The sequence below is a fragment of the Streptomyces sp. AK02-01A genome (assembly GCF_033795305.1).
In the GTDB taxonomy this organism is placed as follows: domain Bacteria; phylum Actinomycetota; class Actinomycetes; order Streptomycetales; family Streptomycetaceae; genus Streptomyces.
The window spans coordinates 173,194-198,288 of the sequence record NZ_JARBAE010000009.1; the positions used below are offsets into that span (position 1 = coordinate 173,194).

A 25,095-nucleotide genomic window follows, 5' to 3' on the forward strand; every position below is an offset into this window, starting at 1 on the left:
CACGGGACCAGGGACCGGCGGGCGCGTCCGCCACGGCGGCGGAACGCGTGAGCACCGGCGCGTTCGAGCCGCCTTCCTTCCAGGAGATGTGGCGCGAACTCGCCCCGGTCGGACGCGACTCCGGCAGCGGCGGCTACCGGCGGTACGCCTGGAACGAGGCCGACGCCGACTGCCGGGCGTGGTTCCGGGCCCAGGCAGAGACCCGTGGACTGGCCTATGAACTGGACCGCAACGGCAACCAGTGGGCCTGGCTCGGCGACCCGTCCGCCGGAGACGCCGTTGTCACCGGGTCCCATCTGGACTCCGTGCCCGACGGCGGCGCCTTCGACGGACCGCTCGGCGTGGTGTCCTCCTTCGCCGCTCTCGATGAACTCCGCCGCAGAGGAGCGCGGTTCGCCAAGCCGCTGGCCATCACCAACTTCGGCGACGAGGAAGGCGCGCGCTTCGGGCTCGCCTGCGTGGGCTCCCGGCTCACCGCCGGACAGCTCACCGTCGAGAAGGCCCATGAGCTGCGCGACGGCGACGGTGTCCCGCTGACCCGCGCGATGGAGGCGGCCGGCTACGACCCGTCCGCCATCGGGCCCGACCCCGAACGCCTCGCCGGAATCGGCGCGTTCATCGAGCTGCATGTCGAACAGGGCCGCGCGCTCGACCTGTCCGGCGACCGTGTCGGTATCGCCTCCGCGATCTGGCCGCACGGCCGCTGGCGGTTCGACTTCCACGGCGAGGCCAACCACGCGGGCACCACCCGCCTCGCCGACCGCCGTGACCCGATGCTGACCTACGCCGAGACCGTCCTCGCCGCCCGCCGCGAGGCCGAACTCGCCGGAGCCCTCGCCACCTTCGGCAAGATCTCCGTCGAACCCAACGGCGTCAACGCCATCCCCTCCCTCGTCCGTGGCTGGCTGGACTCCCGCGCCGCCGACCAGAGCGCACTGGACACCGTCGTCGCCGCTGTCGAGGCCGCCGCCCGCGAACACGCGGACCGGGCCGGTATCGAGCTGCGGGTCGTCCGGGAGTCCTTCACGCCGGTCGTCGAGTTCGAGCACGCCCTGCGGAACGAAATCGGCAGGATCCTCGGCGAGCGGCCACCCGTCCTCGGCACCGGCGCCGGACACGACGCCGGTATCCTCTCCGGCTCCATTCCCACCGCCATGCTGTTCGTGCGGAACCCCACCGGGGTCTCGCACTCGCCGGCCGAATTCGCGGCCGAGGACGACTGCGCGGCCGGAGTGCTGGCACTCGCCGACGTACTGGAAGGACTCGCGTGCGCATGACGGGGCCCACAGCGGCGCCACGCCGGACGCGGTCCGCACCCAGCACACAGCGGGCATCCGGCGCGCGCGAGACACCGGGCGCGCCCGGCGGCGCCGCGTACTGGCTGGAACACGCCTGGCTCGACAACCATGTCGAGCCTGGCGTGGCCGTGTTCGTCGCGGACGGCCGGATCACCGATGTCCGCTCCGGGACCGCGACCCCGCCCGCCGGCGCCACGGTCCTGCGCGGACTGACCCTTCCCGGCCTGGCCAATGCCCACTCCCATGCCTTTCACCGGGCCCTCCGGGGCACCGTCCAGGTCGGCTCCGGCACCTTCTGGACCTGGCGCGAGGTGATGTACGGCGTCGCCACCCGGCTCACGCCGGACTCCTACCACGCGCTCGCCCGCGCCGTGTACGCCGAGATGGCACTGGCCGGTATCACCTCCGTCGGAGAGTTCCACTACCTCCATCACGCGCCGGACGGCATGCCTTACGACAATCCGAACGCGATGGGCGAGGCTCTGATCGCGGCGGCGGCCGAGGCCGGGATCAGGATCACGCTCCTCGATACCGCCTATGTCTCCTCCGGCATCACCGGGCGGCGCGGCGGCGCGCCTCCCGACCGCAGGCAGCTCCGCTTCTCCGACGGCACCGCGGACGCCTGGGCCGAGCGCGCCTCGGCCCTCCGGGAAAGCGACCACGCCCGGATCGGCGCGGCGATCCACTCCGTGCGCGCCGTACCCGCCGAACAACTCGCCACCGTCGCCGCGTGGGCGCGCGAGCGCGACGCACCGCTCCATGTCCATCTCTCCGAGCAGACCGCGGAGAACGACGCCTGCCTCGCCGTCCACGGCCGCACCCCCACCCGTCTCCTCGCCGACCACGGTGTGCTGGACGCCCGCACCACCGGTGTCCACAACACCCATCTCACCGACGAGGACATCGGCCTGCTCGGCTCCACCCGCACCGGCACCTGTATGTGCCCGACGACGGAACGCGATCTGGCCGACGGCATCGGACCCGCCGCCCGGCTTCAGCGCGCCGGCTCGCCACTCTCGCTCGGCAGCGACAGCCACGCCGTGATCGACCTCCTCGAAGAGGCGCGTGCCATGGAACTCGACGAGCGCCTGCGCTCCCGGACCCGCGGCCACTGGACCGCGGCCGCGCTGCTGCACGCCGCCACGGCCGACGGCCACACGGCGCTCGGCTGGCCCGAGGCCGGCCGCATCGAGCGTGGCGCGCTCGCCGACCTTGTCACGATCGCGCTGGACTCGGTCAGAACAGCCGGCCCGCCGCCAAGGCTCGGCGCGGAGACCGCGGTATTCGCCGCCTCCGCGGCGGATGTACGCCACACCGTCGTGGCCGGCCGCCATGTCGTACGAGACGGGGCCCACGCGCTTGTCCCGGACGTCCCCGCCGCCCTCGCCGAATCCATCGGCGCCCTGCGCGGCTGACAACGCGGCCCACGCCCGGGCCGACACCACCGACGACACCACCGCCGACGGGCCCGAAGCCGCCGAAGGAGAACATCACCGCGATGACGACCAGCAGCACGAACACCATGGCGGCGCCTGCCGCGTCGACCACCATCACCAATATCGCCAGTCTGGTCACCAACGATCCCTCCCTCGGTGACGGAACCCCCATCGGTCTGATCCAGGACGCGGCCGTCGTCATCGACGGCGACCGCGTCGTCTGGGTCGGTGAATCAAGCAAAGCACCCGCCACTGACAACGCCGTCGACGCGGGCGGCCGGGCCGTGATCCCCGGCTTCGTGGACTCCCACTCCCATCTCGTCTTCGCGGGCGACCGCACTCAGGAGTTCAACGCCCGGATGTCCGGCCGCGCCTACTCCGCCGGCGGAATCCGCACCACCGTCGCGGCGACCCGCGCCGCGACCGACGCCGAACTGAGCGCGAATGTCGCGCGTTATCTGGCCGAGGCGCTCCGCCAGGGCACCACCACCGCGGAGACCAAGTCGGGTTACGGCCTGACCGTCGAGGACGAGGCCCGTTCGCTCCGTATCGCGCGGGAACACACCGACGAGGTCACCTACCTCGGCGCCCATGTCGTCCCGGCCGAGTACGCCGACGACCCGGCCGGCTATGTCGGCCTCGTCACCGGCCAGATGCTCGACGCCTGCGCGCCGCACGCGCGCTGGATCGACGTGTTCTGCGAGAAGGGAGCGTTCGACGGCGACCAGGCCCGTGCGATCCTCACCGCGGGCAGGGCCAGGGGCCTGCGTCCGCGCGTGCACGCCAACCAGTTGACCCATGGCCCCGGTGTGCGGCTGGCCGTCGAACTCGACGCCGCGTCGGCGGACCACTGCACCCATCTCACCGACGCGGACGTCGACGCCCTCGCCCACAGCGACACGGTGGCGACGCTGCTGCCCGGCGCGGAGTTCTCCACCCGCGCCGCATGGCCGGACGCCCGCCGGCTGCTCGACGCGGGCGCGACGGTCGCGCTCTCGACGGACTGCAATCCCGGCTCGTCCTTCACCTCCTCGATGCCGTTCTGTATCGCTCTCGCCGTACGCGACATGGGCATGACCCCGGACGAGGCGGTCTGGTCGGCGACGGCCGGCGGCGCGGCGGCCCTGCGCCGCCAGGACATCGGCCGCCTCACTCCCGGGGCCCGCGCCGACCTCGCCCTCCTCGACGCCCCGAGCCATGTCCATCTCGCCTACCGTCCCGGAGTCCCCCTGGTCTCCGCGGTCTGGCGGCGCGGCGAGCGCGTCCACTGAGTCAATGCGCTGAGCGCCGCGCGCGTGTGCCGGGCCCGGCCCGGCACACGCCATGCGGGACGCCGGCCGGTCAGCCCTTCAGTGCGGCGACCTCGTCCATCCTCGGCCGCAGCCTCCGTACGGCACGCGTCTTCGCGTACGGCTTCAGCAGCCGCCGCAGCGTTTCGAAGTGCTCGTCACCACGCGCCGACGAGACGTGTTCGTAGTCGTCGAGGAACTGCGACCAGCTTCCGCAAGCCGCCTCAAGATGGCCGAATTCCAACTGGCGCTGGGCCAGTACGGCGAGGAAATGGACACGGCCCTGACGCTCGTTCTTCCGCTGCGCCCGCAGAGACTGCTGGAGCGCGGCGATCGAGCCCGGCAGGTCCTTGCACTCGTACAGCACATGCGACACATGGAACAGATACGACGTCTGGTCATAGCCGCCGATGGACTCCCGCCTGTTCTCCGCTTTCGTGAGAGCGGCCTCGGTCTGGCGGAGCCGGGAGAACGCCTGGCGCTTGTCGCCGACCATCGCCGCGGCGTGGGCCTGCTGCCCGGACAGAAACGCCTGCAGTCCCGGTTCCGCTTTCGGTGACGCCTCGGCGGCCGAGTCGGCGAGCTCCAGCGCCCGTTTGCCGTAGCCGAGGTTGGACGCCTGGAGGGACATGCCGCGCAGAGTGCGGCAGTACGTGACATGGTCCTCGGCGGCGCCCGCCAGTTCCAGCGCCCGGAGGTAGTACCGCTGGCCGAGCCCGTGCGCCCGCTCGTACATCGCCATCCATCCGGTCAGATAGACCAGATCGGACGCCGCGGCCAGCATGTCGTTGCGCACTCCCGCGGCCGCTTCCGCTTGCAGCCACGGCATGACCGTATTGACCAGGAACGCGGCGGCCATCGGACGCGCGTGACCACCGCCGAGTTCGTCCAGGATGTCCGCGATCCGGACCGTCATCGTGCGCACCGCCTGGACCTGCGCGGCGCCGATCCGGACCGTCCGCTTCCCGGGAGCCGGGACCGGCGCGGTGGCCGCGTGCGCCAGATCCGGGAACAGCGGCACCACGACGGCGGCGGAGAACAGCCCGGCGGCGATCAGACCGCGCCGCGACGGGTCCATATCGGCTTTTCCCATGTCGACGAGTTCTTCGAACGTGTCGACACGGGAGGAGGTGAGAGCGGACGGCGCGACCGGGAGGCCGGCTTCCGCATGAGTGACCGGACGCTTCAGTTTGCGCGCGAACGCCTCGACGATCAGCGCCCTGACCTGCTCCTTCGGTGTTGTACCCGCGACCCAGTGGGACACCGCCGACTGGTCGTAACGAAGCTCAAGTCCGGCTTCGGCGCCCATCCGGTTGATGATCTGCGCGAACTGCGAACGGGACCACCGCGCCTGCTCAAGCAGGAGGGCCAGCCCGGTGTTGGGTATGCGTGAGTTACTCGCCATGCCTTCAACTCCCCCACAGCGTTCATGGCTTTCATCATCAGACCTGCTCTCCACGGTACTCGTGGAGTGCGATTACACGGTTCTCTCTTCGAGGACGCTGATCACACGAAGACGGGGGCCAAGGTGACCACAGTGACAGACCACAGAGCAGGTGGCACAGGCGAAAACGCGCACACCAAGTCGCTGGACCACGACGCTGTCGCCTTCGACGCGGACCGCGCACTGGCTCCGCACCGGCTGATGCCCCCGCCCGCCGAGATCGCCGATCTCACGACCCGGCTGATCACCCACGGCGCGTTGCTCGTCGACATGGTCAACGGCTTCCCCGAGACCGAGCACACAGTCCGGGCGAAGGGTGCGCTGAAGGACTGGTACGACCTGATCGACTGCGGACCCGGCGAGGGAGCGATGGCGAACTGGGTCTATATGCGCGCCATGGCCCGTATGTGCCGTACCTTCATGGACTACTTGCGCGAACGAGAAGGACGACGCCGACCATGACCGACGAAGCACCTCCGCCGTCTCCCGAACAGCTCCAGCGCCCCGCCCCGGCGGACCCGCCCTCCCGGGTGTTCATCGCCCGCCATGGCCTGCCGCCCATGATCACCACGCCGGTCCGGCCGAAGAACGGCCGGTGAGCCAGGCGCGCGGCCTCCGCGAAGTCCCGTCGTCGCGCTCCGCGCTCCGGGACCGGCCTCGTCGTCCGGTCATCCCTCCGTCCGACCGCCGCCGACCGGGCCCGTCGACGGCCCCAGCCGCACCGGCAGTTCCCGGACGCTGTTGCCCACGAAGCTCGGATGGCGCGGCAGTTCCCGGTCCGGGACCGCGAGATCCAGCTCCGGGAAGCGGACGAACAACTGCCGCAGCGCTGTCGCGGTCTCCATTCTCGCCAGCGGTGCGCCCAGGCAGAAGTGGGCGCCGTGGCCGAGCGAGAGATGACGGCGCCGCTGCCGCGTCACACGGAACCGGTCCGCGTCGGGGCCGTGCGCCGACGGATCGCGGCCCGCCGCCGAGTAACCGGCCAGGACCGGAGGGCCGCGCGGGATCACCGTGCCGTCCACGGTCAGATCACGGACCGGATAGCGGAACGGGAAGAAGCTGACCGGACTGTCCCAGCGCAGCGTCTCCTCCACCGCGTCCGCCCAGTCGGCCCGGCCCTCCATGAGCAGGCCGAGCTGGTCGCGGTGGGCGCACAGGGCGCGGACGGCGTTGGTGATCAGACTCAGCGTGGTCTCGTGCCCGGCCACGATCATCAGCAGCAGCGTGCCGATCAGTTCGGACTCGCTGAGCCGGTCGCCGTCCTCCTCGCGCGCCGCGATCAGCGCGCTGGTGAGATCCTCGCCCGGATCCGCCGTACGGGCCAGCGCGACCGCGCCGAGAAGAGCCGGCAGCTCGCGGTTGGCGGCGATGGCCTCCTCGGGCCCGGTGTCGGTGCTCACCACCAGCGTCGACAGCTCATGCAGCCGCTCGCGGTACTCCTCGTCCACACCGAGCAGTTCGCCGATGACAGCCATCGGCAGCGGCAGCGCGAAGAGCCGGCGCAGATCCACGACGCCGTCGCCGGCGGCGGCGGCCCGCTCAAGGCCGTCCAGCAGTCCGGCCGTCAGCCGCTCGACGCCCGGCCGCAGCGCCTCCACCCGGCGGAGCGTGAACGCCTTGCTCACCAGCGACCGCAGCCGCCGGTGGTCGGCGCCGTCCGCCGTGGTCATGCCCCGTACCGTGGCGAAGGTCTTCAGCGGCCAGCCGTCCGGAATCCGTCCGTCGCGCAGCGCGGTGAAGTGCTCGGCTCCTTTGGCGACATCCGGATGTCCGATGAACTCCCGCAGCGCTTCGTGCCCGAGCACCGCCATGGCCGGTACGCCACCGGGAAGCACCACCTCGGCCACCGCGCCGCCGGCGAGCAGCTCGGCGTTGGCGGCGTGCGGGCAGCCGCCCGACGGATCCATCCGGTGTGACGCGGTCAACGGAGCTCTCCTTCCCGGCGCGGGCTGACCAGCCGACCCGGCCGCGGCGGCCGGAGCCCGCGCGCACCGCGAGCGATCCGATCCTATGAGCAACCACGCGACCTCGGGCAGTAGTTGTTCGGCCCCAGGTGGACTCTCTTCGGACATCCTCGATCGTCCCTTTCACCACCCGGACATCATTCGGCACACCTTCCACTGATCCGTCACGCGATGGGCGACTGGCACTGTTCCGGAGTGATGTGGGCCGGTACCGTCCTTTCGAGCGTGAGCCCGTCGGGACGCGGGCTCGCGAGGGGGATGCGACCGGGGGGTCGAGTTGAGCGAGGAACGCACTGCCGCACGCGTGCGTGTGGTCCTGCCGGAGGAGTTGGACGAGACGGAGGCCGAGGCCTGGCGCGAGCTGCGCGTCAAGTCCGGTGCGCCGGCCAATCCGTTCATGGAGCCGGAGTTCACCCGCGCCGTCGGCCGCGTGCGGCCGGATGCGCGGGTCGCCGTCGTACGGGAGGGCGAGGAGCTGGCGGGCTTCTTCCCCTACGAGAAAGGGCGATGGGGCCGCGGCCGGGCGATCGGCCTCGGAGTGTCCGACGCGCAGGGCGCGGTGTTCCGCGCCGGTCTGCGGCTGCCGGCCCGCGAACTGCTGAGGGCCTGCTCGCTGTCGGCCTGGGAGTTCGACAATCTGGAGGCGGGACAGGAGCTGTTCGTCCCGGCCGCCGCCGAGGAGTTCGAGTCTCCGGTCATCGATGTCGGCCAGGGCCCCGAGGCGTATGAGAGGGATCTGCGCGCGCGGTCGCCGAAGTTCTTCAGGACGACGGCCGCGAAGGAACGCAGACTCGGCCGCCGGGCAGGCGAGGTCCGTTTCGTGTTCGACGAACGCGACCCGGCCGCGCTGCGCACGCTCATGGAGTGGAAGTCCGCGCAGTACCGCAGGACGGGACGCCGCGACCGGTTCGCCCAGGAGTGGATCAGCGCACTGGTACGGGATCTCGCCGGGACCCGTACGCCCGGCTGCTCCGGTGTGCTCTCCGTGCTCTACGCGGCCGGAAGGCCCGTCGCCGCGCACTTCGGGCTGCGCTCGCGCACGGTGCTGTCCTGCTGGTTCCCGGCGTACGACCCGGAGTTCGCCACGTACTCGCCGGGGCTGATCCTGCATCTGCGGATGGCGGAAGCCGCCGCGGCGGACGGCATCGGCATGCTCGACCTGGGACGCGGGGCGGCGGAGTACAAGGACGCGCTCAAGACCGGCGGGCTGCGGGTGTACGAGGGCTCATCGGTGCGGCCCGGACCGGCGGCGGCGCTCCACTGGCTGAGCCGTGAGCCGTCCCGCCGAGCCCACGGCTTTGTACGCGACCGGCCGAAACTGGCCGGTTACGCGCAGCGGACGCTGAAGCAGGCGGGCAGGCTGCGGCGCGGCTGAGGACCGGCCGACGCGTGCGGCGCGCTCATCGCCGCCGACGCGGGACGACCAGGGCACAACGAGCGGGAGAGCCGATGCCGCACACATCACGCACGCCGAATCAGCCGCACCTGTCGAGCCGGCCGGACTCACCAAGCCGGCGGCGGCTGCCGGAGCTGTCGCCGATCGCCGTCGCCGAGCTCGATCTCGACGGACCCGACGGCGAGGTGCTGTCCCTGACAGCCGTGCCCGGCGGCCCGCCTCTTGGCGCGGGCGGGATCTACGCTCTCGTACGGCTCCGCGGCCGGCCGGTCGCCACCGTGCTCGGCCAGATACCGGCCGGTGAAGACCCAGCCGAGGTCCTCACCGCGGCCTTCCGCGCGCGCGAGGGCCGGTACGAGCCGCCGCCGGACGACGGACCCGCCGTCCCTCCCGCCACCACCGTCGTCGTCGCCACCCGGGAGCGCGCCGCACAGCTCGCCCGCGCCCTCGACTCGCTCCTCGCGCAGGACCATCCGGACTTCCGTGTCCTCGTCGTCGACAACGCGCCCGTCACGACCGCCACCCGCGATCTGGTCGAAGGCGCCTACGCCGGCCGCGTCGGCTATGTCCATGAGCCGGTCCCCGGACTGGCCGTCGCGCACAACCGCGCCGTCGCCACCGTCCGCGACCGCGAGGTGCTCGCCTTCACCGACGACGATGTGATCGCCGACCCGCACTGGCTCACCGCGCTCACCGCGCCTTTCGCGGCGGATCCCGGCCTCGGGTGTGTCACCGGCCTGATCCTCCCGGCCCGGCTGACCACTCCCGCGCAGATCCTGCTGGAGAGCCACGGCGGCTTCGCGAAGGGCTTCGAGCCACGGCTGTACGACCTGGCCAGACCGCCCGCCGACGAGCCGCTCTTCCCGTTCACCGCCGGCAGCTTCGGCTCCGGCGCCAATATGGCGTTCCGTACCGAAGCCCTGCGGGCCGTCGGCGGCTTCGACCCGGCCACCGGCACCGGCACTCCCGCCAGAGGCGGCGACGACCTCTACGCCTTCGTCAGGATCCTGGCCGCCGGACACCGGCTGCGCTACACGCCCGGCGCGCTCGTCTGGCACCACCACCGCGAGACCTGGCAGGACCTGAGGAACCAGGCGTACGGCTACGGCGCGGGACTGACCGCGTATCTCACCGCCGTCCTGGTCCGCCGGCCCGCGCTGCTGCCCGCGCTGCTCGCGAAGGTGCCGCGCGGCCTCGCCCACGCCCGCGCGATCACCGCTCACCGCGCGGACGGCGGCGAGGCGGCGCCCGGTGCGCACGGCGCCGGCACCTATCCCTGGCCGCGCGGCCTCTCCCGGCTGGAGCGCAGAGGGATGCTGTACGGACCGATCGGCTACGCGAAGGCGCGCGGAAGACTGCGCGGCGGAGGAAAGCCATGACGGATGCCGGACACGCCACGACGCACGGAGGACAGCCATGACCAGCCCGACCGCGCCGCCCGGTGCGCGCGTCGTCCCGGTGCTGCTCTATCACGCCGTGACGGACGACCCACCGGCGTGGCTCGCCGAGTTCACCGTCACACCGGCGGACTTCGCCGCCCAGCTCGATGCCGTCGTCGCCAGCGGCCGCACTCCGGTCCCGGTCAGCGCGCTGGCGGAGCGGCTGGCCGGCCGCGCGCCGCTGCCGTCCCGTCCCGTCGTCCTCACCTTCGACGACGGTTTCGCCGATCTCCCGGGCGCCACGGCCGAGGCGCTCGCCGCCCGTGGCCTTCCCGCCACCGCGTATCTGACCACCGGTGCCATCACACCGGGCCGGACCAGTCTGCTGCCACCGGCGCCGATGATGACGCTCGCGCAGGCGCCACGGCTGGAGCGGTCCTACGGCATCGAGGTGGGCGCCCACACCGTCACGCATGCCCAGCTCGACACGCTCTCGGCAGCGGAACTCCGCCGTGAACTGCGTGAGTCCAAGGAAACGCTGGAGGACGTCCTCGGCCACGAGGTCGCGCACCTCGCCTATCCGCACGGCTACAACAGCCGCGCCGTGCGCCGCGCCGCCGCGCGCGCCGGATACGCCTCCGCCGTCGCCGTACGCCACGCGCTCAGCTCGGAGCGGGACGAGACGTACCGCATCGCACGGCTCATCGTGCGCCGGCACCACACGGCGGCGGACATCGCCTCCTGGATGGCCGGCGAGGCGGCCCGGGGCGAGCGCGCCAGAATCGCTCCGTTTCCGGATTCGCCGGCCACGCTGGGCTGGCGTCTGTACCGCGCCGCGCGGGCCCGGCTGCGCGGCCCGGAGTTCGCCGGATAGCCCGGATCCCGACGGCAGGCGGGCCGATACCGGGCCCAACTCCACTGTGCAACAGAGACGTTCACGAGCCACGCAAACACGAAGACAGTTCCTATACTTCGCTTCAGGGACAGCGGCGTGACGGCCGCGACCACATCTGTGGGGGGAGTCGCACCGTGCAGCAACGTGTGCCCACGCCGGTCACGGGGAGCGGCGAGCCGCCACCTGCGCCCGAGTCCGGCCCGGAACCCGAGCCGCTCGCCGGGCCGGACGCGCCACGCCGCCGGAGACCCGCGCTTTCCGCACTGATCCGCCCGCACGTCCTGTTCCGCTGGCTGCCACTGGCGGTCGCGGCGGCCCTCTGGGCATGGTCGTTACCACGGATCGGGTTCCGCGACGTCGGGGACTTCGGGCTCCTCGACCGCTTCCCGATCGCCTTCTACGCCTCACTGGCCGTGCTCACGGCCGGGTTTCTGGTCAGCCTGCGCCGAGCGGCCGCCGCGCCTTGGTGGCCGCCGGTCTACAGCGTCGCCATGCTGGTGGCGCTGAAGGCGCCGCCGGCCCTGCTGTACGACTCCGTGCGCTACGCCTGGGCGTCCAAGCACGACGCCGTGATCGCCCGGCTGCTGGCCGAGGGCACGGTACATCCCTCTGTCGAACTGTCCGGCGGGATGTCCGCGTACGACCAGTGGCCCGGGTTCTTCTCGCTCAACGCGGCGCTGGTCCGGAGCTTCGGAGTGACGGGCGCCGCCGCGTACACCAACTGGGCGCCTGTCGCGTTCGGCCTGCTGATGATGCCGGTACTGGTGCTGATCTACCGCACGTTCAGCGACGACCGGCGGCTGGTGTGGACCGCGGTCTGGATCTTCCAGCTCGCCAACTGGGTCGGGCAGGACTACCTCTCTCCACAGGGCTTCGCCTATCTGCTCTTCCTGACCGTCTTCGCCGTGGTCGTACGGCACTTCGTACGGCCCGGATCAGCCGGACGGCTGCGTGACAGCTCCCGGCTCGACCCGGCCGCGGCCTCCGTGCCACCGCCCACCGGCCGTCGGCAACGGGCCGTCTGTGTGGCGCTGCTCGTCCCGCTCGTCGTGGCGGTCAACGCCTCGCACCAGCTCACTCCGGTGATGCTCTGCATGACTCTGCTGGCCCTCTGCCTCACCCGCCGCTACCGCAATATCGGGCTGCTGGCGGTCACCGGCGTCATCATGATCGCCTGGGATCTGACCATGGGCCGGGTGCTGTTCCTGGAGACCCTGAGCACGCTGCGCGAATCGGCGGGCGATCTGCTGAACAACTCCCGGGCCGGCTTCGCCGGTGAACCGACGGGACCGGGACCCGAGCTGGTCGGCGACGCCAACATCCTGATGGTGGTGGTGCTGGGCGGACTGGCCGGTACGGCGGTGCTGCTGCGCCGCCGGCTCGTACGGAGCGCGCTGCCGCTGCTGCTGGCCGCCGCGGCGCCCGTACCGCTGTTCGCCGTCAACGACTACGGCGGCGAAATGCTCTTCCGGGTGTATCTGTTCGGCCTGCCCGGTACGGCGTTCTTCGCCGCCGCCGCGCTTGTCCCGGCCGCCGCCGGAGCCGGGAAGGCCCGGCGCCTCGCGGGCCGGACAGCCGTGGTGGCACTGCCCGCGGCGCTATTCGCGCTGCTGGCCGGCTTCCTGCCGTCGTACTACGGCAAGGAGGGCATGCAGTACGCGCCTCCGGCGGAGACCGCGCTGGTGAAACGGGCCTACGACCGTGCGCCGGACGGCGCGCTGATCCTCGCCACCACCGGTTCGTTCCCCGGCGCCTATTACCGTTACGACCACTTCGAGCGCTGGTTCTTCACGGAACAGGAAGTGCCCGAGAACCTGAAGATGCTCAGGGATCCCGCCGCGTATCTCGACGCCGGTATCCCCGGAGGACGCCCGGCGTATGTGATCCTCACGCCGACCCAGGAGAAGGCCACCACCGGCGACGGATATCTGCCGGCCGGCGGTTTCACCCGGATGAGCGAGGCGCTGAAGCGCTCGCCGCTCTTCCGGGTGGTGGAGGAGAACGCGCACGGGCTTGTACTGGAACACGTACCGGCCCCGGCCACACCCACTCGATGACAGCCGCGGAGGTCGCAGCCATGCCACACAACGCCGCGCCGCCGGGCGGCCAGGGCCGGACCCGGGCCGCCGTCGCGCTCTCCGGATGGGCCGCGCTCGCGGTGACGGCGCTGCCCGGCGGATCGCCACTGCGCTGGATCCCGGTCCTGCTCTTCGTCGCCTTCGGCCCGGGACTCGCGCTGCTTCTCCCGGGGCCGGCCGCGCCACGGCCCGCCGCCAGGCTGGAGACGGTGGCGCTGGCGGCGCCGCTGAGCCTCTCCCTCGCGACGCTCACCGCCACCGCGCTCTTCCTGGCCGAGTCCTTCTCCGCCACGGTGTTCCTGGTGTCGCTCGCCGTGTTCTGCACGGTCGCCGCGCCGCTGCCCGCCGTACCGCTGCCCGCCGCGACCCGGGGAGCGGCGGAGCGCGTCAAACCGGGCCCCTGGACGGACCGGTGACCGGACAGTACGGCCAGGAGGCCCGCCGGAGCACCTGTCTGGCTCTCGCTCTGGCCGCCGTGGGCGCGCTGCTCGCGGTCGCCGGAGTGTGGTGGACAGCCAGGGAGGAGAAGGCGGGCCGGTGCGCGCCCAGCGCGTCACTGGAACCGCCGTGCGGAGCCTGGTGGGGCGCGTATGTCCCGTACGCGCGGAACGGTTCGCTCAAGGACGCGGTGTACGGCTTCGAGAAGAAGATCGGACGCAAACTCGATCTCGTCTACAACTACCACGACATGTCCAACACCGAGCGGGACGGAACACTGCTCACGCCCGACGAGCGGGAACTGGGCCGGGACCGGATGCTGATGCTGGCCTGGGAGTCCACCGTATGGACCGAGCCGCACCACCGGAACTGGACCGAAACCCAGCTCGGCTGGCGCAATGTCGCCGCCGGGAAGTTCGACGAGGAGATCATCGATCCCGGTGCCCGGCGCATCAAGGAATACGGCAGGACCGTCTTCTTCTCCTTCGACCAGGAGACCGATTTCCGCACTCCGGCCGCCGGCACTCCGGAGGAGTTCATCGCCGCCTACCGCCATATCCACGACCGGTTCGAGAAACTCGGCGTGGACAACGTGGTGTGGGTGTGGACGGTCTCGGGCTATCTGGGAAACGCCGAGCTGATGAAGTCGCTGTATCCCGGTGACGCGTACGTCGACTGGATCGGCATGGATCAGTACAACTACTTCCTCTGCCACGACTCGACCAATTGGCTGGACTTCGAGCGCAGCCAGCGTCCCTCCTACGCGTGGCTGCGCGCCAACGTCTCCGACCAGAAGCCCTACATGCTCTCCGAGTTCAGTACGGCGCCGGACCCGAAGCGGCCGGACCGGCAGCGCGACTGGTACCGGCGGATCCCGCAGGTGGCGCCCACTCTGCCGGAGGTGAAGGCGCTGGTGCACTGGAACCGGCCGGTGCCCGGGGACAACTGCGATCTCACCGTCAACAAGGGCCCGGCGCTGGAGGGTTACCGCGACGCGGGCCGCGCCGACTACTTCAACCAGCCGCTGCCGCCGCGGTAGCGGCGCAGGCACAGGGCGCCGGCGGCCACCACCGCGAGCCCCAGTCCCAGTCCGAGGGACAGCGGCAGCGCGGCCGCCGCGAACGGATCGCGCGCCGCCCAGCCGCTCACCGCGAGCGCCCACACCACGGCGGCGATGATCCGGCCGTCCGTCCGCAGCGCCCACAGGATGACCGCGGCCAGCCCGAGGCACAGCAGTTGGAGTACGACGGGCAGGGCACGGAGCAGCGCGTCAGAACCGGCCGGTCCGGCGAGCGCGGCCAGGAGGTCCGCGACCGGTTCGTGCCAGCGGCCCGACACGCGATCGGGCCGTACGCCCAGCAGCGGTGGCGCGGTGTGCAGCGCGGCGAAGGTGAGCAGCACTCCCGTCGTCAGCAGCACCGGGCGCGGCCGGGCGAGCGAGACCGCCGCGCACTGGACGAGGACCAGCAGAATGCCGGCGACCAGAGTGAGCGGATGGAGCGCGTCGAGGAGCCGCACACCGCCGAGCCGGTCGCGGCCGGTGTCTCCGGCGCGGACCAGCGGAGTCCAGAACAGCCCGGCGGCGAGCCCGGTCAGCAGCCACAGCAGGGTGACCAGCCGGCCGCCGCCGACGGACTCCGCGCCGCCCGGCCGCCCGCCGGGCGCGGGCGGGCCGGTGGCCAGGGGCGGGGTGTCGTGCGGGCCGTGCGGATACCCGGCCAGGACCGCGCCGTACGCCGCCGCCTTCCCGGCCGCCTCGGGACCGTGCCCTGCGGCCTCGCGGGCCCAGCGAGTGCCGTACTCCTCCGGAGCGTCGCCGCTCACGGCGTCGCCGGGCCGGTGACCGTCCCGCAGGGCCGTGCGCAGTCCCGGCGCCGCGACCAGCGCGACCAGCGTCATCGACAGGAGCATCGCCAGACCCGCGCCGGAGATGCCCGCCGGGCCCAGCAGAAACAGCGCGCTGCCCAGGACGAGCAGGCACATGGCGCCCTGGAGCACGGCGAGCACGCCCGTACGGCCCTGGACCCGCAGCACTCCGATGTACAGCTCGACCACGACCCTGGGCAGGGCCGCGGCGGCCAGCAGCCGCAGCACCGTGGTGCCGTTGCGCGTGTAGTCGTCGCCGAACGGCGCGAGGACCCGCGGCGCGAACACCACCAGCACCAGCACGACGGGCACCAGCAGAACGGCCATCCGGCGCAGCGCCCCGCGTACGCCCTCGGCCAGCCGGTCCGGGCTGTGCGAGGCGTGCGCGGTGAGCGAGGAGGCCATATTGATGGCCATGAACTCCATGGTGCCGCCGACGGTGTACGCCGTGTAGAAGAAGGCGTTGTGCGCGGCGTCGAAGCGGACCGCGACCATCACCGGCAGCAGATTGATCATCGCCAGACTGAACAGCGCGCCGACCGAGTCACCGGCGAGAAACCGCCCGATGTCCCGCACCTTCGGCGGCTCCCGGTCGTGATCGGCCGCGGCCTGGCGCGGAATGAGCCTGCGGAAGATCAGCCAGCCGAGCGGCAGTACGGACAGGGAGATGGCGGCGGCCCAGGAGACAAAGACGCCGAGGACCGGCAGCGCGGTGGCGAACGCGGCGAGCATCAGCAGCTTGCCGAGGGAGAACACGGCATTGCCGACCGGCACCCAGAACGCCTTCCTGAGGCCGGTCAGCACGCCGTCCTGGAGAGTGAGCAGCGCCCAGGCGACACAGGACGCGGTGAAGACGAGACCCGCCGTCAGCCCGTCGAGCGGCGCGTAGGACGGGCCCCACAGATCCAGCGTCAGCAGGAACACCACGCAGGCGACGCAGACCACCAGCGAACTGATGGCGTACACACGCCACACCAGCGCTCCGGTGGCCCGGCCGGCCCTGGGCACATAGCGCACCACCGCGCCGATCATCGTGGTGGCGGTGATCGAGGCCAGCAGCCGCATCGCGGCGATGGCGGCCGATCCCTGTCCGACCGCCTCCTCCGTGTAGTAGCGCGCCGCGACCAGCCAGAAGCCCAGTCCGAGTGCGGCGGAGACACCGGTGGAGAGCATCAGCGCGTAGGCGTTGCGGAACATCGAGTCGCCGCCGGGCGGCCGTGCCGGCTCTCCGGCCCGGGCGGGACCGGCCGGGGCCGGTTTCCTCATCCGGGCCGTGTCAGCCACCGACCTCGGCCCTTCCGCGCCGCGCGGGCCGGGCGCCCAGTTCGGTGAGGACGGCGATCACCTGGTCCGCGTGGCGTGGATCGGCCGGCAGCGCGTGGCGGGCGAACCACGCGGCCGGTCCTGGCGCCGGCGACGGATCGGTGAAGGCGTCGCCCGCGTACGCGTCGAGCGGCGGATCGTAGAGATAACCGGTGGTGACGCGGTGTCTGGCGAGCGCGGCGATGGCCGTGTCGCGGTCCTCGACCAGCAGCGGGACCCGGAACAGCGGCTGTACGGGGCCCTCGGCAGCGGGCGCCGCCCACGCGGTGGCCAACAGCCGTTCGGTGCCTCTCCGGTGGGCGTCGAGCCGTTCGTCGATCCCGGCGAGCAGCCGTTCCGTCCGTCTGAGCCGGGTCCGGCCCGGCCGGAGCCGGTAGTCGTGCATGTCCACCCGGACCCAGGAGTGGAAGTCAGTGAGCCCGGGGGCTCCGGCCAGCGCCCGCCGCAGCTCGCCGGGGCGCAGCGGCATCCGGATGTCCTCACGCTCTTCCTGGCCGAGCAGCCGCAGCGCCGCGTGCGCGGCCCGTACCATCCGCAGCCCGCGCACTCCGGCCTCGGCGTACGGCCGTAACGCGTAGCGGATCTCGGCGCCGAGCCTGGACGGTGAGAGCAGCTCGTCACGGGCGCTCGCCAGCGCCGTACGCAGCGCCGGGTCCGCGACGGTCAGGAAGCCACCGGTCTTGGCTCCCACATGCTTGGAGAGGCTGAAGACGGACGCGTCACCGAAAGCGCCGACCGGCCGGCCTCCGACCTCGCTGCCTATGGCGTGGGCGGCGTCCTCGATGAGCGGGATCCCCAACGTGTCGCAGCGGGCGCGCAGTCCGGGCGCCGGATCGGGATTCCCGTACAGATTGGTGGTGAGGACGGCCGAGAGACCGCGCCAGTCCGACTCCGGAACGGCCGCCATGTCGATCGATCCGTCCCGCGCGTCCAACGGAGCCTGCACGGGACGCAGTCCCGCGGCGAGCACCACAAAGAAGATCACGTCGTCGTTGACCGGCGACATGAGAACCCGTCCGCCGGGCGGGCACCAGTGGCGCAGCGCCACATACAACCCGAGCCGGCACGACGGCACATACAGACATTCCCTGCCGAGGCGATGGCGCATCAGCGTCTCCAACGCCGAGTACGCCGAGTGCTCCGCCGGGCAGCTCTCCCCAAGAGCCATTCCGTTCCCCCCTGCCCGGCTCAATGTGGCCCATACCGGACGGCCCCGTCAATACGGCCCACACGGCGGACCGGCCGGTGGACAAGGACAGGCGGCCGGCGTGCCGCGACGGAAATAGCGCCGTAGGAGCGGCCATGACGGCGGGTGGGAGGCCGGGGCTCGTTTCCGGCCGACCGGTAGGGCGTGCGACGCCTGGCGGTCTTCATTCCGCAGTGCGAATTTCGCAATTCCCTTTTAGTTAAACTTGTATACATCCAATATTGGGCCTCTGGTTGGGTGAGGAATTTCCTTCGGCTCTTTCTCTGCCGCCTCTTTCCGTATTTTGCGCCATAAGTGTTCCCGCGTGATTTGAGTCACTCTTGACAGAGGGAATTGCTGATCATCTAAGGTCGCCTGAGGCTGTGTAGATCCTGTGAGTCTGGGGTGGGGATATTGGGCGGGGCAGTGGGGCATCGGTGTAGCCGGAAGGTCCTGAGACCTGTGCGTCGTGTGATGTCGGCCGTGGTCGCGTCCGCAATCCTGGGCGGACTTCCCGTTTTGGTGCTGCCGGCATCAGCCGGCGCTGTTACGACCGGCGCACCTGCCATGACGGCTTCGGCGCGGGCGGCTGCTTCCGGTGAGCCGGTGGAGGACGCCGGGCAACGCACGGAGTATTCGCAGACGTTCGCCAACCCGGACGGGACTTTCACGCTTACGCAGTCCACAACTCCGCAGCGGGTGAAGCGGGCTGATGGGTCGTGGGGCGGAGTGGATCCGACTCTGGAGCGGCGGGCGGACGGCGGCGTCGGACCAAAGGCCGCTGTGGTGGATTTGTCGTTCTCCGGGGGTGGATCGAATCAGGACATGATTCGACTGGGTGAGAAGAATCGTTTCTTCTCTCTGGACTGGCCCGGTTCGTTGCCCGAACCGACTCTGGACGGAGCGACCGCCACCTACCCCGACGTCCTGCCGGGCGTAGACCTCAAACTGACGGCGACCGCCGAGGGTTACCGCCAGACGCTGGCGGTCAAGACCGCTCAGGCCGCGGCCAGTCCGGAACTGGAACAGATCACCTTCACCGCCATGGCCAAGGGTCTGGAAGTGGTCCCCGGGGCGGGCGGTGGTCTGCGAGCGGTCGACGAGGACGGCAACGCGGTCTTCAACGGCCCGGCAGGCCAGATGTGGGACTCCGCCGGGGACGAGACCTCCCGGCAGCGTTCGGCCCGAGCCACGGCGACGGAAGACCAGCCTATTGCGGGCGGTCAGGGCGGTCAGGGCGATCCGGCCCTGCCCGGCGACGGGGACACCACCGCGGTGCTCCCGGTCAGGGTCACCGACGGCGCCGTGACCGTGCGGCCCGACCTGGGGCTGTTGCGCGGTGACAAGACGGTCTACCCGGTCTTCATCGACCCGCCGGTCGGTCTGGGGGCTTCGGAGCGTACGAAGATCTCTTCTGACGGGGACCGGTTCTGGCAGTTCGACGGGGATCTGGGAGTCGGGCTCTGCGGGAGCGCGGACGGTTATTACTGCGGCCCCGGCTATACCGACCGGATGCTGTTCGAGTTCGCGCCGACCAAGCTGAGCGGCAAATACGTCATCGACGCCACCTTCCGTGCGTACGAGACGTGGTCGTTCAACTGTGACGCGAAGTGGCTCAATTTGGTCCGCACCAACAACATTTCGGAAGCCACGAAGTGGCCGGGTCCCGCGACCATCGACCACATGGGCGACCGGCTCGTCTCTGCGGGCAGGGGGAAGAACTGCAGTCCCGAGCAGCCGGCTTCCTGGGTCGAGTTCCATGATGATCCGGCGCAGCCGGAGGAAAATCTGACTCCTACTGTGCGGTCGTTCGCGGATGGCAAGATTTCGCGTCTGACGTTCATGTTGTGGGCGAAGGACGAGGACGACCCGCGGGCCTGGAAGCGATTCGACGACAACGCCGAGCTGCAGGTCACCTACGTACCTTTGCCGGGTGTGCCCACCGACGTCGGGCTGATCCCGGGCGACGGCACCACGGCCTACTGCAGGGCCAGTGAGTCGGATCCGCTGATTGTCACGCGTCTCGATCCGATGGTGCAGGCGAGGGTGCAGACAAAGGTCCAGCCGGCTGGCGGGGAGGAGAAGGGATCGCTACAGGCTGGGTTCCTTGTGGAGAACAAGCATCCGGACGGTGTCTGGGCGACAGCCTGGTCGGATGCCCGGCCACAGGGGACGGGCTGGGATCCGGACGGCACACTGGAGAAGGTCCGCACCAATGACCGCGGTGACGGCGGGGTCTACCGGTACAAGTCCCGTACGCGGTCGCACTGGGCGTACAACGGCAAGAGCGGCGATCTGTATTCCTCGTACTCGCCGTGGTGCTATTTCAAGGTCGACTCCACCGCTCCGAAGGTCCCGACGATCACGGCTGGCATGCCGTACAAGCAGTGTGTCGCCGACCTGTGCGACGGAGAGGGCGGTCCGGGGATTCCAGGGTCGTTCACGTTCACGCCCAATGCGGCAGACAAGGACATCTCCGGCTACCGCTGGCGTCTTCTGACCACGACGGCGGCCAACACCAAGGTCGTGACGGGCTCCACTTACACCGAGTTGAACGTTGTACCGCCGCTGGCTGGGACACAGGTCCTTTCGGTGGAGGCCAAGGACGTACGTAACCGCTGGGGTCCGCCCGCTGAGTTCACATTCAAGGTGGCTCCCGCCGAGGGCGCGGTGGGGCGCTGGCACTTCGACGACGGCGTTGCGAACTCCGGCGTTACGACGGCTGCCGACAGTGCCACCGCGGGCACCCGGCACAACGCCACCCTCTTTGCTGCGGGCGCAGGCTGGTCGACGATGGCCCGTCGTGGTGAGGCCGACCAGTCGCTGTGGCTCAACGACACCGCCAACGCGTCTCAGCAGACCGGTTACGCGGCCACCTCAGGGCCAGCGGTCAATACGAGAGATTCCTTCACTGTCTCCACGTGGGCATATCTCACTGACGCGTCCGACTCGCGGGTCGTTCTGGCCGAGTACTCGGCTACGAACGGCCAGGCGCTGAGCCTGTCCTACTCGCCGGGTGACAAGAAGTGGGGATTCAGCCGGGCGGCCACCGACACGTCGAGCCCGGTATGGATCCGATCCGCGGCTGAGCAGGCCAGTCCACCGCTGAACGCGTGGACGCATCTGGCGGGCGTATTTGACACACACGGAGACACGGACAAGACCAACGACACGATCCAACTCTTCATCAACGGCCGACCCCAGGGCCAGCCGGTCAGGGCCGCCGGTGTCACACCTGCCTACGAGCCGTGGACAGCCACGGGGGGACTGATCTTCGGACGGTCCCCTGGAGGGCAGTTCTTCCATGGCCGGATCGACGAGACTGCCGTATGGCAGCGCGCGCTGACGCCTGAGGAGATCCGGCAGGAGACCCGTTCGGAAGAGGACAGTCTTCCCGGCAATGAGCTGGTGGCGCAGTGGGATGCGACCACGGCGACAGGCACAGAAATCGCTGAAGCCACCTCGTATCCCAGGCCGGCGATGACGCTGTCCGCCACCGGCGCTGTCCTGAACGAGGATGACAGCGCACTGGTTCTGGACGGCGCCACGGGATATGCGGCGGCGGCCGGTCCGGTGATCGACGAGACCGGTTCGTTCACGGTTTCGGCCCTGGTGCAGTTGAGTTCACAGAAGCTGGCCGCGAAACCGGCGGGTTACCTGGCCCAAGTGGCCGGACAGCGGGCGGGCGGTGCGTCGTCCTGGGCGCTGTGGGTTACCAAGCCCGCCGACGACATCTATCAGTGGAAGCTCACCCGCACAGCAACGGGATCCGACGGCGAAGTCACCCAGAGCGCCGTGGTCCTCGGAGGCGAGCTTGCCGAGATGGACACCTGGGTCCAGGTGACCGGCGTGTTCGACGCTCAGGAGGGCTGGGAGTGGACCGACCCGGCTGATCCCACGAACACAGAGACTCGCAACGGCAAGCTCCATCTCTACGTAGGGCAGGCGGAACAGCCTGCCGGAGCGCAGGCCGACTTCAGCGCGGTGCAACAGGGCGATGGTGAACTCGCCGTCGGCCGTGGAGCTGCGGAAGGCAGTGTCGGTCATTACCTGCCAGGAAGCCTGGACAACCTGCGCATCTGGACCGGCGCGATGAGCGCCGAACAGGTCCGCTCGCAGGTTCTGGCCGACCCGAACACCGGCTGACTGCAATCTGGGGTGCGGGTGATGTTGCCCGCACCCCAGACCGGTCGGCACCCCTTGCAGCTCTCCGAATTCACCGAATCTGCTCGCGCCTCGCAGGCACGAGCCGCAGCGCGCTGGGCGGAAGCCGGGCGTAGGGAGACACCGATGAATCCGTTCGGGATCAAACGTCGTTCACCACACGTAAGCAGAGCCCGGTTGGGGCGCTGGAGCGGGCGAATAGCTGCTGCCACTGGTTTCGCCCTGTTGCCTGGGCTGCTGGCGCCGGTGACTTTCGCCGCTGACGTTCATCCGCTGGGCAGGCCAAAACTGGCCGCACCACAGGCGGCGAAGGTGTCTCCGTTCACCGCGAAGGTCAACGAAACGGCCGCTGCGGCGGTGGCGAAGGCTGAGACGGCGGACCGGGCGGCAGCCGACCGGGCACGCACCGACCAGGCCAAGACGGTGATCTGGCCTGAGCGCGGCACGGCCACCATGAGCCTGCCCGCCTCCGGCGCAGCTGCGGCTAAGGCAAGGCCGGGCTCCCTGCCGGTGACCCTCACCGCACCCAGACCGGCCAAGAACGACAGACGACCTGCTGTGACGGGGCCGGTACGGGTCAACGTACTGGGACAGGACACCGCCGCGGCGCTGGGAGTCAAGGGAGTCGTCCTTGCCGTTACAGGGCCGAAGTACGGTGGTGAGGCCCAGCTCGGCATCGACTACTCGGCTTTCGCCTCTGCCTACGGCGGTGACTGGGCGGGCCGGCTGCAGGTCCTGCGCCTGCCAGACTGTGCCCTGAAAGACCCGGATACGGCCAAGTGCCGTACGCCGAAGCCTCTCGAATTCACCAATAGGCGACGCGACAATCTGCTGCGAACACAACTCTCTTTCGCAGCCAACCCTTCTTCGAAGACCTCGGCCAAGTCCGAGGCCTCCGGCGGACAGACGATGGTGCTGGCACTTGCAGCCGGAACCAAGTCAGGTTCGGGCGACTTCAAGGCCACTCCACTCGCGGCCTCCTCCACCTGGGAAGCCGGCGGTTCGTCCGGCAGTTTCACCTGGTCCTACCCGCTGCGGGTCCCGCCCGCAGCGGCGGGGCCCACTCCGGACTTGTCGATCTCCTACGACTCGGGCAGCGTTGACGGCCGCACCGCTTCTACGAACAACCAGGGGACGTCGATCGGCGAGGGCTTCGACATCACCTCGTCCTACATCGAGCGTAAGTACGGTTCCTGCGAGGACGACGGCCAGGACGACAAGTTCGACTTGTGCTGGAAGTACGACAACGCCTCACTGGTCCTGAACGGCAGGGCCAGTGAACTGGTCAAGGACGACACGACCGGTCAGTGGCGGCTGAAGAACGATGACGCCTCCACCGTCACCCACTCCACCGGCGCCGACAACGGCGACGACGACGGTGAGTACTGGACGGTCATCACCGGCAACGGCACCAAGTACGTCTTCGGCCTCAACAAGCTGGAGGGCGCCGGCGCGGACGACCGCACCCAGTCAACCTGGACGGTGCCGGTCTTCGGCGACGACGAGGGCGAACCGGGCTACGGGGACGGCACGAGTTTCTCCGGACGGGACAAGAAGCAGGCGTGGCGGTGGAACCTCGACTACGTCGTCGACACCCACGACAACGCCATGTCCTACTGGTACGACGCGGAGACCAATAACTACGACAAACTCGGCGACGACAACACCGGCACCCTCTACACGCGCGGCGGTCAACTCAAGGAGATCCGCTACGGCCAGCGCGCCGGTGCCTTGTTCGCGGGCAGCCCGGCCGCGTCGGACAAGGTCGTCTTCTCCTACGCCGAGCGGTGCCTGGCCTCTGGCAGCGGCTGTGACTCGCTGACCGAGGACACCCGGGACAACTGGCCGGACGTACCGTTCGACGCTCTCTGTAAGAACGGTGACAAGTGCACCGGCAACAGTGGGCCCACTTTCTTCAGCCGTAAGCGCATGACCGGTGTCACCACATACGCCTGGGATGCTGCTGCGGCCAAGCCCGACTACGCTCCCGTCGACGCGTGGACGCTCAAGCAGCAGTACCTCGACCCGGGCGACACCGGAGACTCCACCGATCAGTCTCTGTGGCTGGATGAGATCCGGCACACCGGCAAGCGCGGCACAGAGCTGTCCCTGGACCCGATTACCTTCGGCCACGAGTTCCGTCCCAACCGCGTCGACACCAGTAGCGACGACATCCTGCCCCTGGAAAAACCGCGTCTGAAGACCATCACCTCGGAGACAGGTGCACAGACGATCGTCACCTATGCCGACGCGGAGTGCGTCGCGGGCCAGACGGTGCCGAAAGTCGATGAGAACACTCGCAGGTGCTACCCCGTCTACTGGTCGCCCAACGGGGCCAAGGATCCGCAGTTGGACTGGTTCCAGAAGTACCCGGTCACCTCTGTCTCCACCACCGACCCGCAGGGCGGTTCCGAAGCCGTTCAGAACACCTACCAGTACGCGGGCGGGGGCGCGTGGCACTACAACGACGACCCGCTGACACCGGAGAAGGAACGCACCTGGTCGATCTGGCGCGGCTTCCAGAAGGTCACCCACCTCACTGGTAACACCGGCCACACCCAGTCCAAGACTGTCAGCGTCTACCTGCGGGGCATGGACGGCGACCGCCTGCTGGGCACAGACGGTAAAACACCGGATCCGGACAAGCGCCGCAGCGCGAAGGTGACCGGCGTCAAGGCCGGAGAGATCACCGATTCCGACCCGTACGCGGGCTTCACCAGGGAGACGGTCACCTACAACGGTGCCCAAGAGGTCGGCGGTCAGATCAACGACCCCTGGTCCAAAAAAACCGCTACGCAGCACAAGTCGTACGCCGACACCGAGGCGTACTACGTCCGCACCGTGAAGTTTCCCCGTGATCATGGACACGTTTCCGTTATGCCGCGAGGGCCTGTCCCTGCTGGTAGCGCAGGCGTGTTTCGTGGGGCGTGAGGTAGCCC

Annotated in this window: 16 protein-coding genes and 1 pseudogene; 13 read left to right on the forward strand and 4 right to left on the reverse strand. The window is 70.1% G+C overall.

Translation table 11 applies throughout. From position 1 onward, the window contains the following. Window positions 1-86: 86 nt before the first annotated feature. The 3 genes from PV679_RS12450 to hutI all read left to right on the forward strand — a co-directional run bounded on the left by PV679_RS12450 (window position 87) and on the right by hutI (window position 4,005). Complete coding sequence (locus PV679_RS12450) at window positions 87-1,277, forward strand: allantoate amidohydrolase (RefSeq protein WP_319680228.1); 1,191 nt, start codon at window positions 87-89, stop codon at window positions 1,275-1,277. Continuing rightward, window positions 1,274-2,713 (forward strand): formimidoylglutamate deiminase, encoded by a 1,440-nt coding sequence (locus PV679_RS12455; RefSeq protein WP_319680210.1) that lies wholly within the window; start codon window positions 1,274-1,276, stop codon window positions 2,711-2,713. Before PV679_RS12450 ends, PV679_RS12455 begins: the two co-directional genes overlap by 4 nt. Before the next feature lie 83 nt (window positions 2,714-2,796). Next, window positions 2,797-4,005 carry an imidazolonepropionase gene (hutI, locus tag PV679_RS12460; protein WP_319680211.1) on the forward strand — a complete coding sequence of 403 codons (1,209 nt, stop codon included), beginning with the start codon at window positions 2,797-2,799 and terminating at the stop codon, window positions 4,003-4,005. Between the two features lie 70 nt (window positions 4,006-4,075). On the opposite strand, the gene PV679_RS12465 is transcribed toward hutI, so the two are convergent. Next, window positions 4,076-5,428 (reverse strand): hypothetical protein, encoded by a 1,353-nt coding sequence (locus PV679_RS12465; protein ID WP_319680212.1) that lies wholly within the window; start codon window positions 5,426-5,428, stop codon window positions 4,076-4,078. 132 nt (window positions 5,429-5,560) lie between these two features. On the opposite strand from PV679_RS12465, the gene PV679_RS12470 reads away from it, so the two are divergent. Both PV679_RS12470 and PV679_RS12475 read left to right on the forward strand, forming a co-directional pair. Continuing rightward, complete coding sequence (locus PV679_RS12470) at window positions 5,561-5,929, forward strand: DUF6415 family natural product biosynthesis protein (RefSeq protein WP_319680213.1); 369 nt, start codon at window positions 5,561-5,563, stop codon at window positions 5,927-5,929. After that, window positions 5,926-6,066 (forward strand): hypothetical protein, encoded by a 141-nt coding sequence (locus tag PV679_RS12475; RefSeq protein ID WP_319680214.1) that lies wholly within the window; start codon window positions 5,926-5,928, stop codon window positions 6,064-6,066. Before PV679_RS12470 ends, PV679_RS12475 begins: the two co-directional genes overlap by 4 nt. 69 nt (window positions 6,067-6,135) lie before the next feature. Here the strand turns inward: PV679_RS12475 and PV679_RS12480 are convergent, their stop codons facing one another. After that, window positions 6,136-7,374, reverse strand: a complete 1,239-nt coding sequence (locus PV679_RS12480; RefSeq protein ID WP_319680229.1) for a cytochrome P450 — start codon at window positions 7,372-7,374, stop codon at window positions 6,136-6,138. Window positions 7,375-7,708: 334 nt separating this feature from the next. Here PV679_RS12480 and PV679_RS12485 point away from each other — a divergent pair, with 334 nt between their 5' ends. The 6 genes from PV679_RS12485 to PV679_RS12510 all read left to right on the forward strand — a co-directional run bounded on the left by PV679_RS12485 (window position 7,709) and on the right by PV679_RS12510 (window position 14,656). Then, complete coding sequence (locus tag PV679_RS12485; RefSeq protein ID WP_319680215.1) at window positions 7,709-8,806, forward strand: GNAT family N-acetyltransferase; 1,098 nt, start codon at window positions 7,709-7,711, stop codon at window positions 8,804-8,806. 74 nt (window positions 8,807-8,880) lie between these two features. Further along, window positions 8,881-10,206, forward strand: coding sequence for a glycosyltransferase (locus PV679_RS12490; RefSeq protein WP_319680216.1), 1,326 nt, complete (start codon window positions 8,881-8,883; stop codon window positions 10,204-10,206). A gap of 37 nt (window positions 10,207-10,243) precedes the next feature. Next, window positions 10,244-11,080 carry a polysaccharide deacetylase family protein gene (locus tag PV679_RS12495; RefSeq protein ID WP_319680217.1) on the forward strand — a complete coding sequence of 279 codons (837 nt, stop codon included), beginning with the start codon at window positions 10,244-10,246 and terminating at the stop codon, window positions 11,078-11,080. Window positions 11,081-11,235: 155 nt separating this feature from the next. Next, window positions 11,236-13,158 carry a hypothetical protein gene (locus PV679_RS12500; RefSeq protein ID WP_319680218.1) on the forward strand — a complete coding sequence of 641 codons (1,923 nt, stop codon included), beginning with the start codon at window positions 11,236-11,238 and terminating at the stop codon, window positions 13,156-13,158. A 20-nt stretch (window positions 13,159-13,178) separates the two neighbouring features. After that, window positions 13,179-13,595 carry a hypothetical protein gene (locus PV679_RS12505; RefSeq protein WP_319680219.1) on the forward strand — a complete coding sequence of 139 codons (417 nt, stop codon included), beginning with the start codon at window positions 13,179-13,181 and terminating at the stop codon, window positions 13,593-13,595. Beyond that, entirely contained in the window at window positions 13,592-14,656 is a 1,065-nt protein-coding gene (locus PV679_RS12510; protein WP_319680220.1) for a glycoside hydrolase family 26 protein, read from the forward strand. Before PV679_RS12505 ends, PV679_RS12510 begins: the two co-directional genes overlap by 4 nt. Here PV679_RS12510 and PV679_RS12515 read toward each other — a convergent pair. Together PV679_RS12515 and PV679_RS12520 are read right to left on the reverse strand one after the other, a co-directional pair. After that, window positions 14,626-16,749 carry a lipopolysaccharide biosynthesis protein gene (locus PV679_RS12515; protein ID WP_416069706.1) on the reverse strand — a complete coding sequence of 708 codons (2,124 nt, stop codon included), beginning with the start codon at window positions 16,747-16,749 and terminating at the stop codon, window positions 14,626-14,628. The genes PV679_RS12510 and PV679_RS12515 overlap by 31 nt on opposite strands. Window positions 16,750-16,759: 10 nt before the next feature. Then, the gene (locus tag PV679_RS12520) at window positions 16,760-17,914 is read right to left on the reverse strand and encodes a DegT/DnrJ/EryC1/StrS family aminotransferase (protein ID WP_319680230.1); all 1,155 of its coding nucleotides are present in this window, start codon (window positions 17,912-17,914) and stop codon (window positions 16,760-16,762) included. Between the two features lie 903 nt (window positions 17,915-18,817). Here PV679_RS12520 and PV679_RS12525 point away from each other — a divergent pair. Continuing rightward, window positions 18,818-22,138, forward strand: coding sequence for a LamG domain-containing protein (locus PV679_RS12525; RefSeq protein WP_416069704.1), 3,321 nt, complete (start codon window positions 18,818-18,820; stop codon window positions 22,136-22,138). A gap of 144 nt (window positions 22,139-22,282) precedes the next feature. Further along, window positions 22,283-24,997 (forward strand): annotated as a pseudogene (locus PV679_RS12530) (RHS repeat-associated core domain-containing protein); the annotation flags it as partial. Window positions 24,998-25,095 lie beyond the last annotated feature (98 nt).

Coding starts and splice junctions, on each gene's coding strand:
- PV679_RS12450 (WP_319680228.1), top strand. CDS start 87: ATGTGGCGCGAACTCGCCCCGGTCGGACGCGACTCCGGCAGCGGCGGC.
- PV679_RS12455 (WP_319680210.1), top strand. CDS start 1,274: ATGACGGGGCCCACAGCGGCGCCACGCCGGACGCGGTCCGCACCCAGC.
- hutI (WP_319680211.1), top strand. CDS start 2,797: ATGACGACCAGCAGCACGAACACCATGGCGGCGCCTGCCGCGTCGACC.
- PV679_RS12465 (WP_319680212.1), bottom strand. CDS start 5,428: ATGGCGAGTAACTCACGCATACCCAACACCGGGCTGGCCCTCCTGCTT.
- PV679_RS12475 (WP_319680214.1), top strand. CDS start 5,926: ATGACCGACGAAGCACCTCCGCCGTCTCCCGAACAGCTCCAGCGCCCC.
- PV679_RS12480 (WP_319680229.1), bottom strand. CDS start 7,374: ATGGATCCGTCGGGCGGCTGCCCGCACGCCGCCAACGCCGAGCTGCTC.
- PV679_RS12490 (WP_319680216.1), top strand. CDS start 8,881: ATGCCGCACACATCACGCACGCCGAATCAGCCGCACCTGTCGAGCCGG.
- PV679_RS12495 (WP_319680217.1), top strand. CDS start 10,244: ATGACCAGCCCGACCGCGCCGCCCGGTGCGCGCGTCGTCCCGGTGCTG.
- PV679_RS12505 (WP_319680219.1), top strand. CDS start 13,179: ATGCCACACAACGCCGCGCCGCCGGGCGGCCAGGGCCGGACCCGGGCC.
- PV679_RS12515 (WP_416069706.1), bottom strand. CDS start 16,749: ATGAGGAAACCGGCCCCGGCCGGTCCCGCCCGGGCCGGAGAGCCGGCA.
- PV679_RS12520 (WP_319680230.1), bottom strand. CDS start 17,914: ATGCGCCATCGCCTCGGCAGGGAATGTCTGTATGTGCCGTCGTGCCGG.
- PV679_RS12525 (WP_416069704.1), top strand. CDS start 18,818: ATGATTCGACTGGGTGAGAAGAATCGTTTCTTCTCTCTGGACTGGCCC.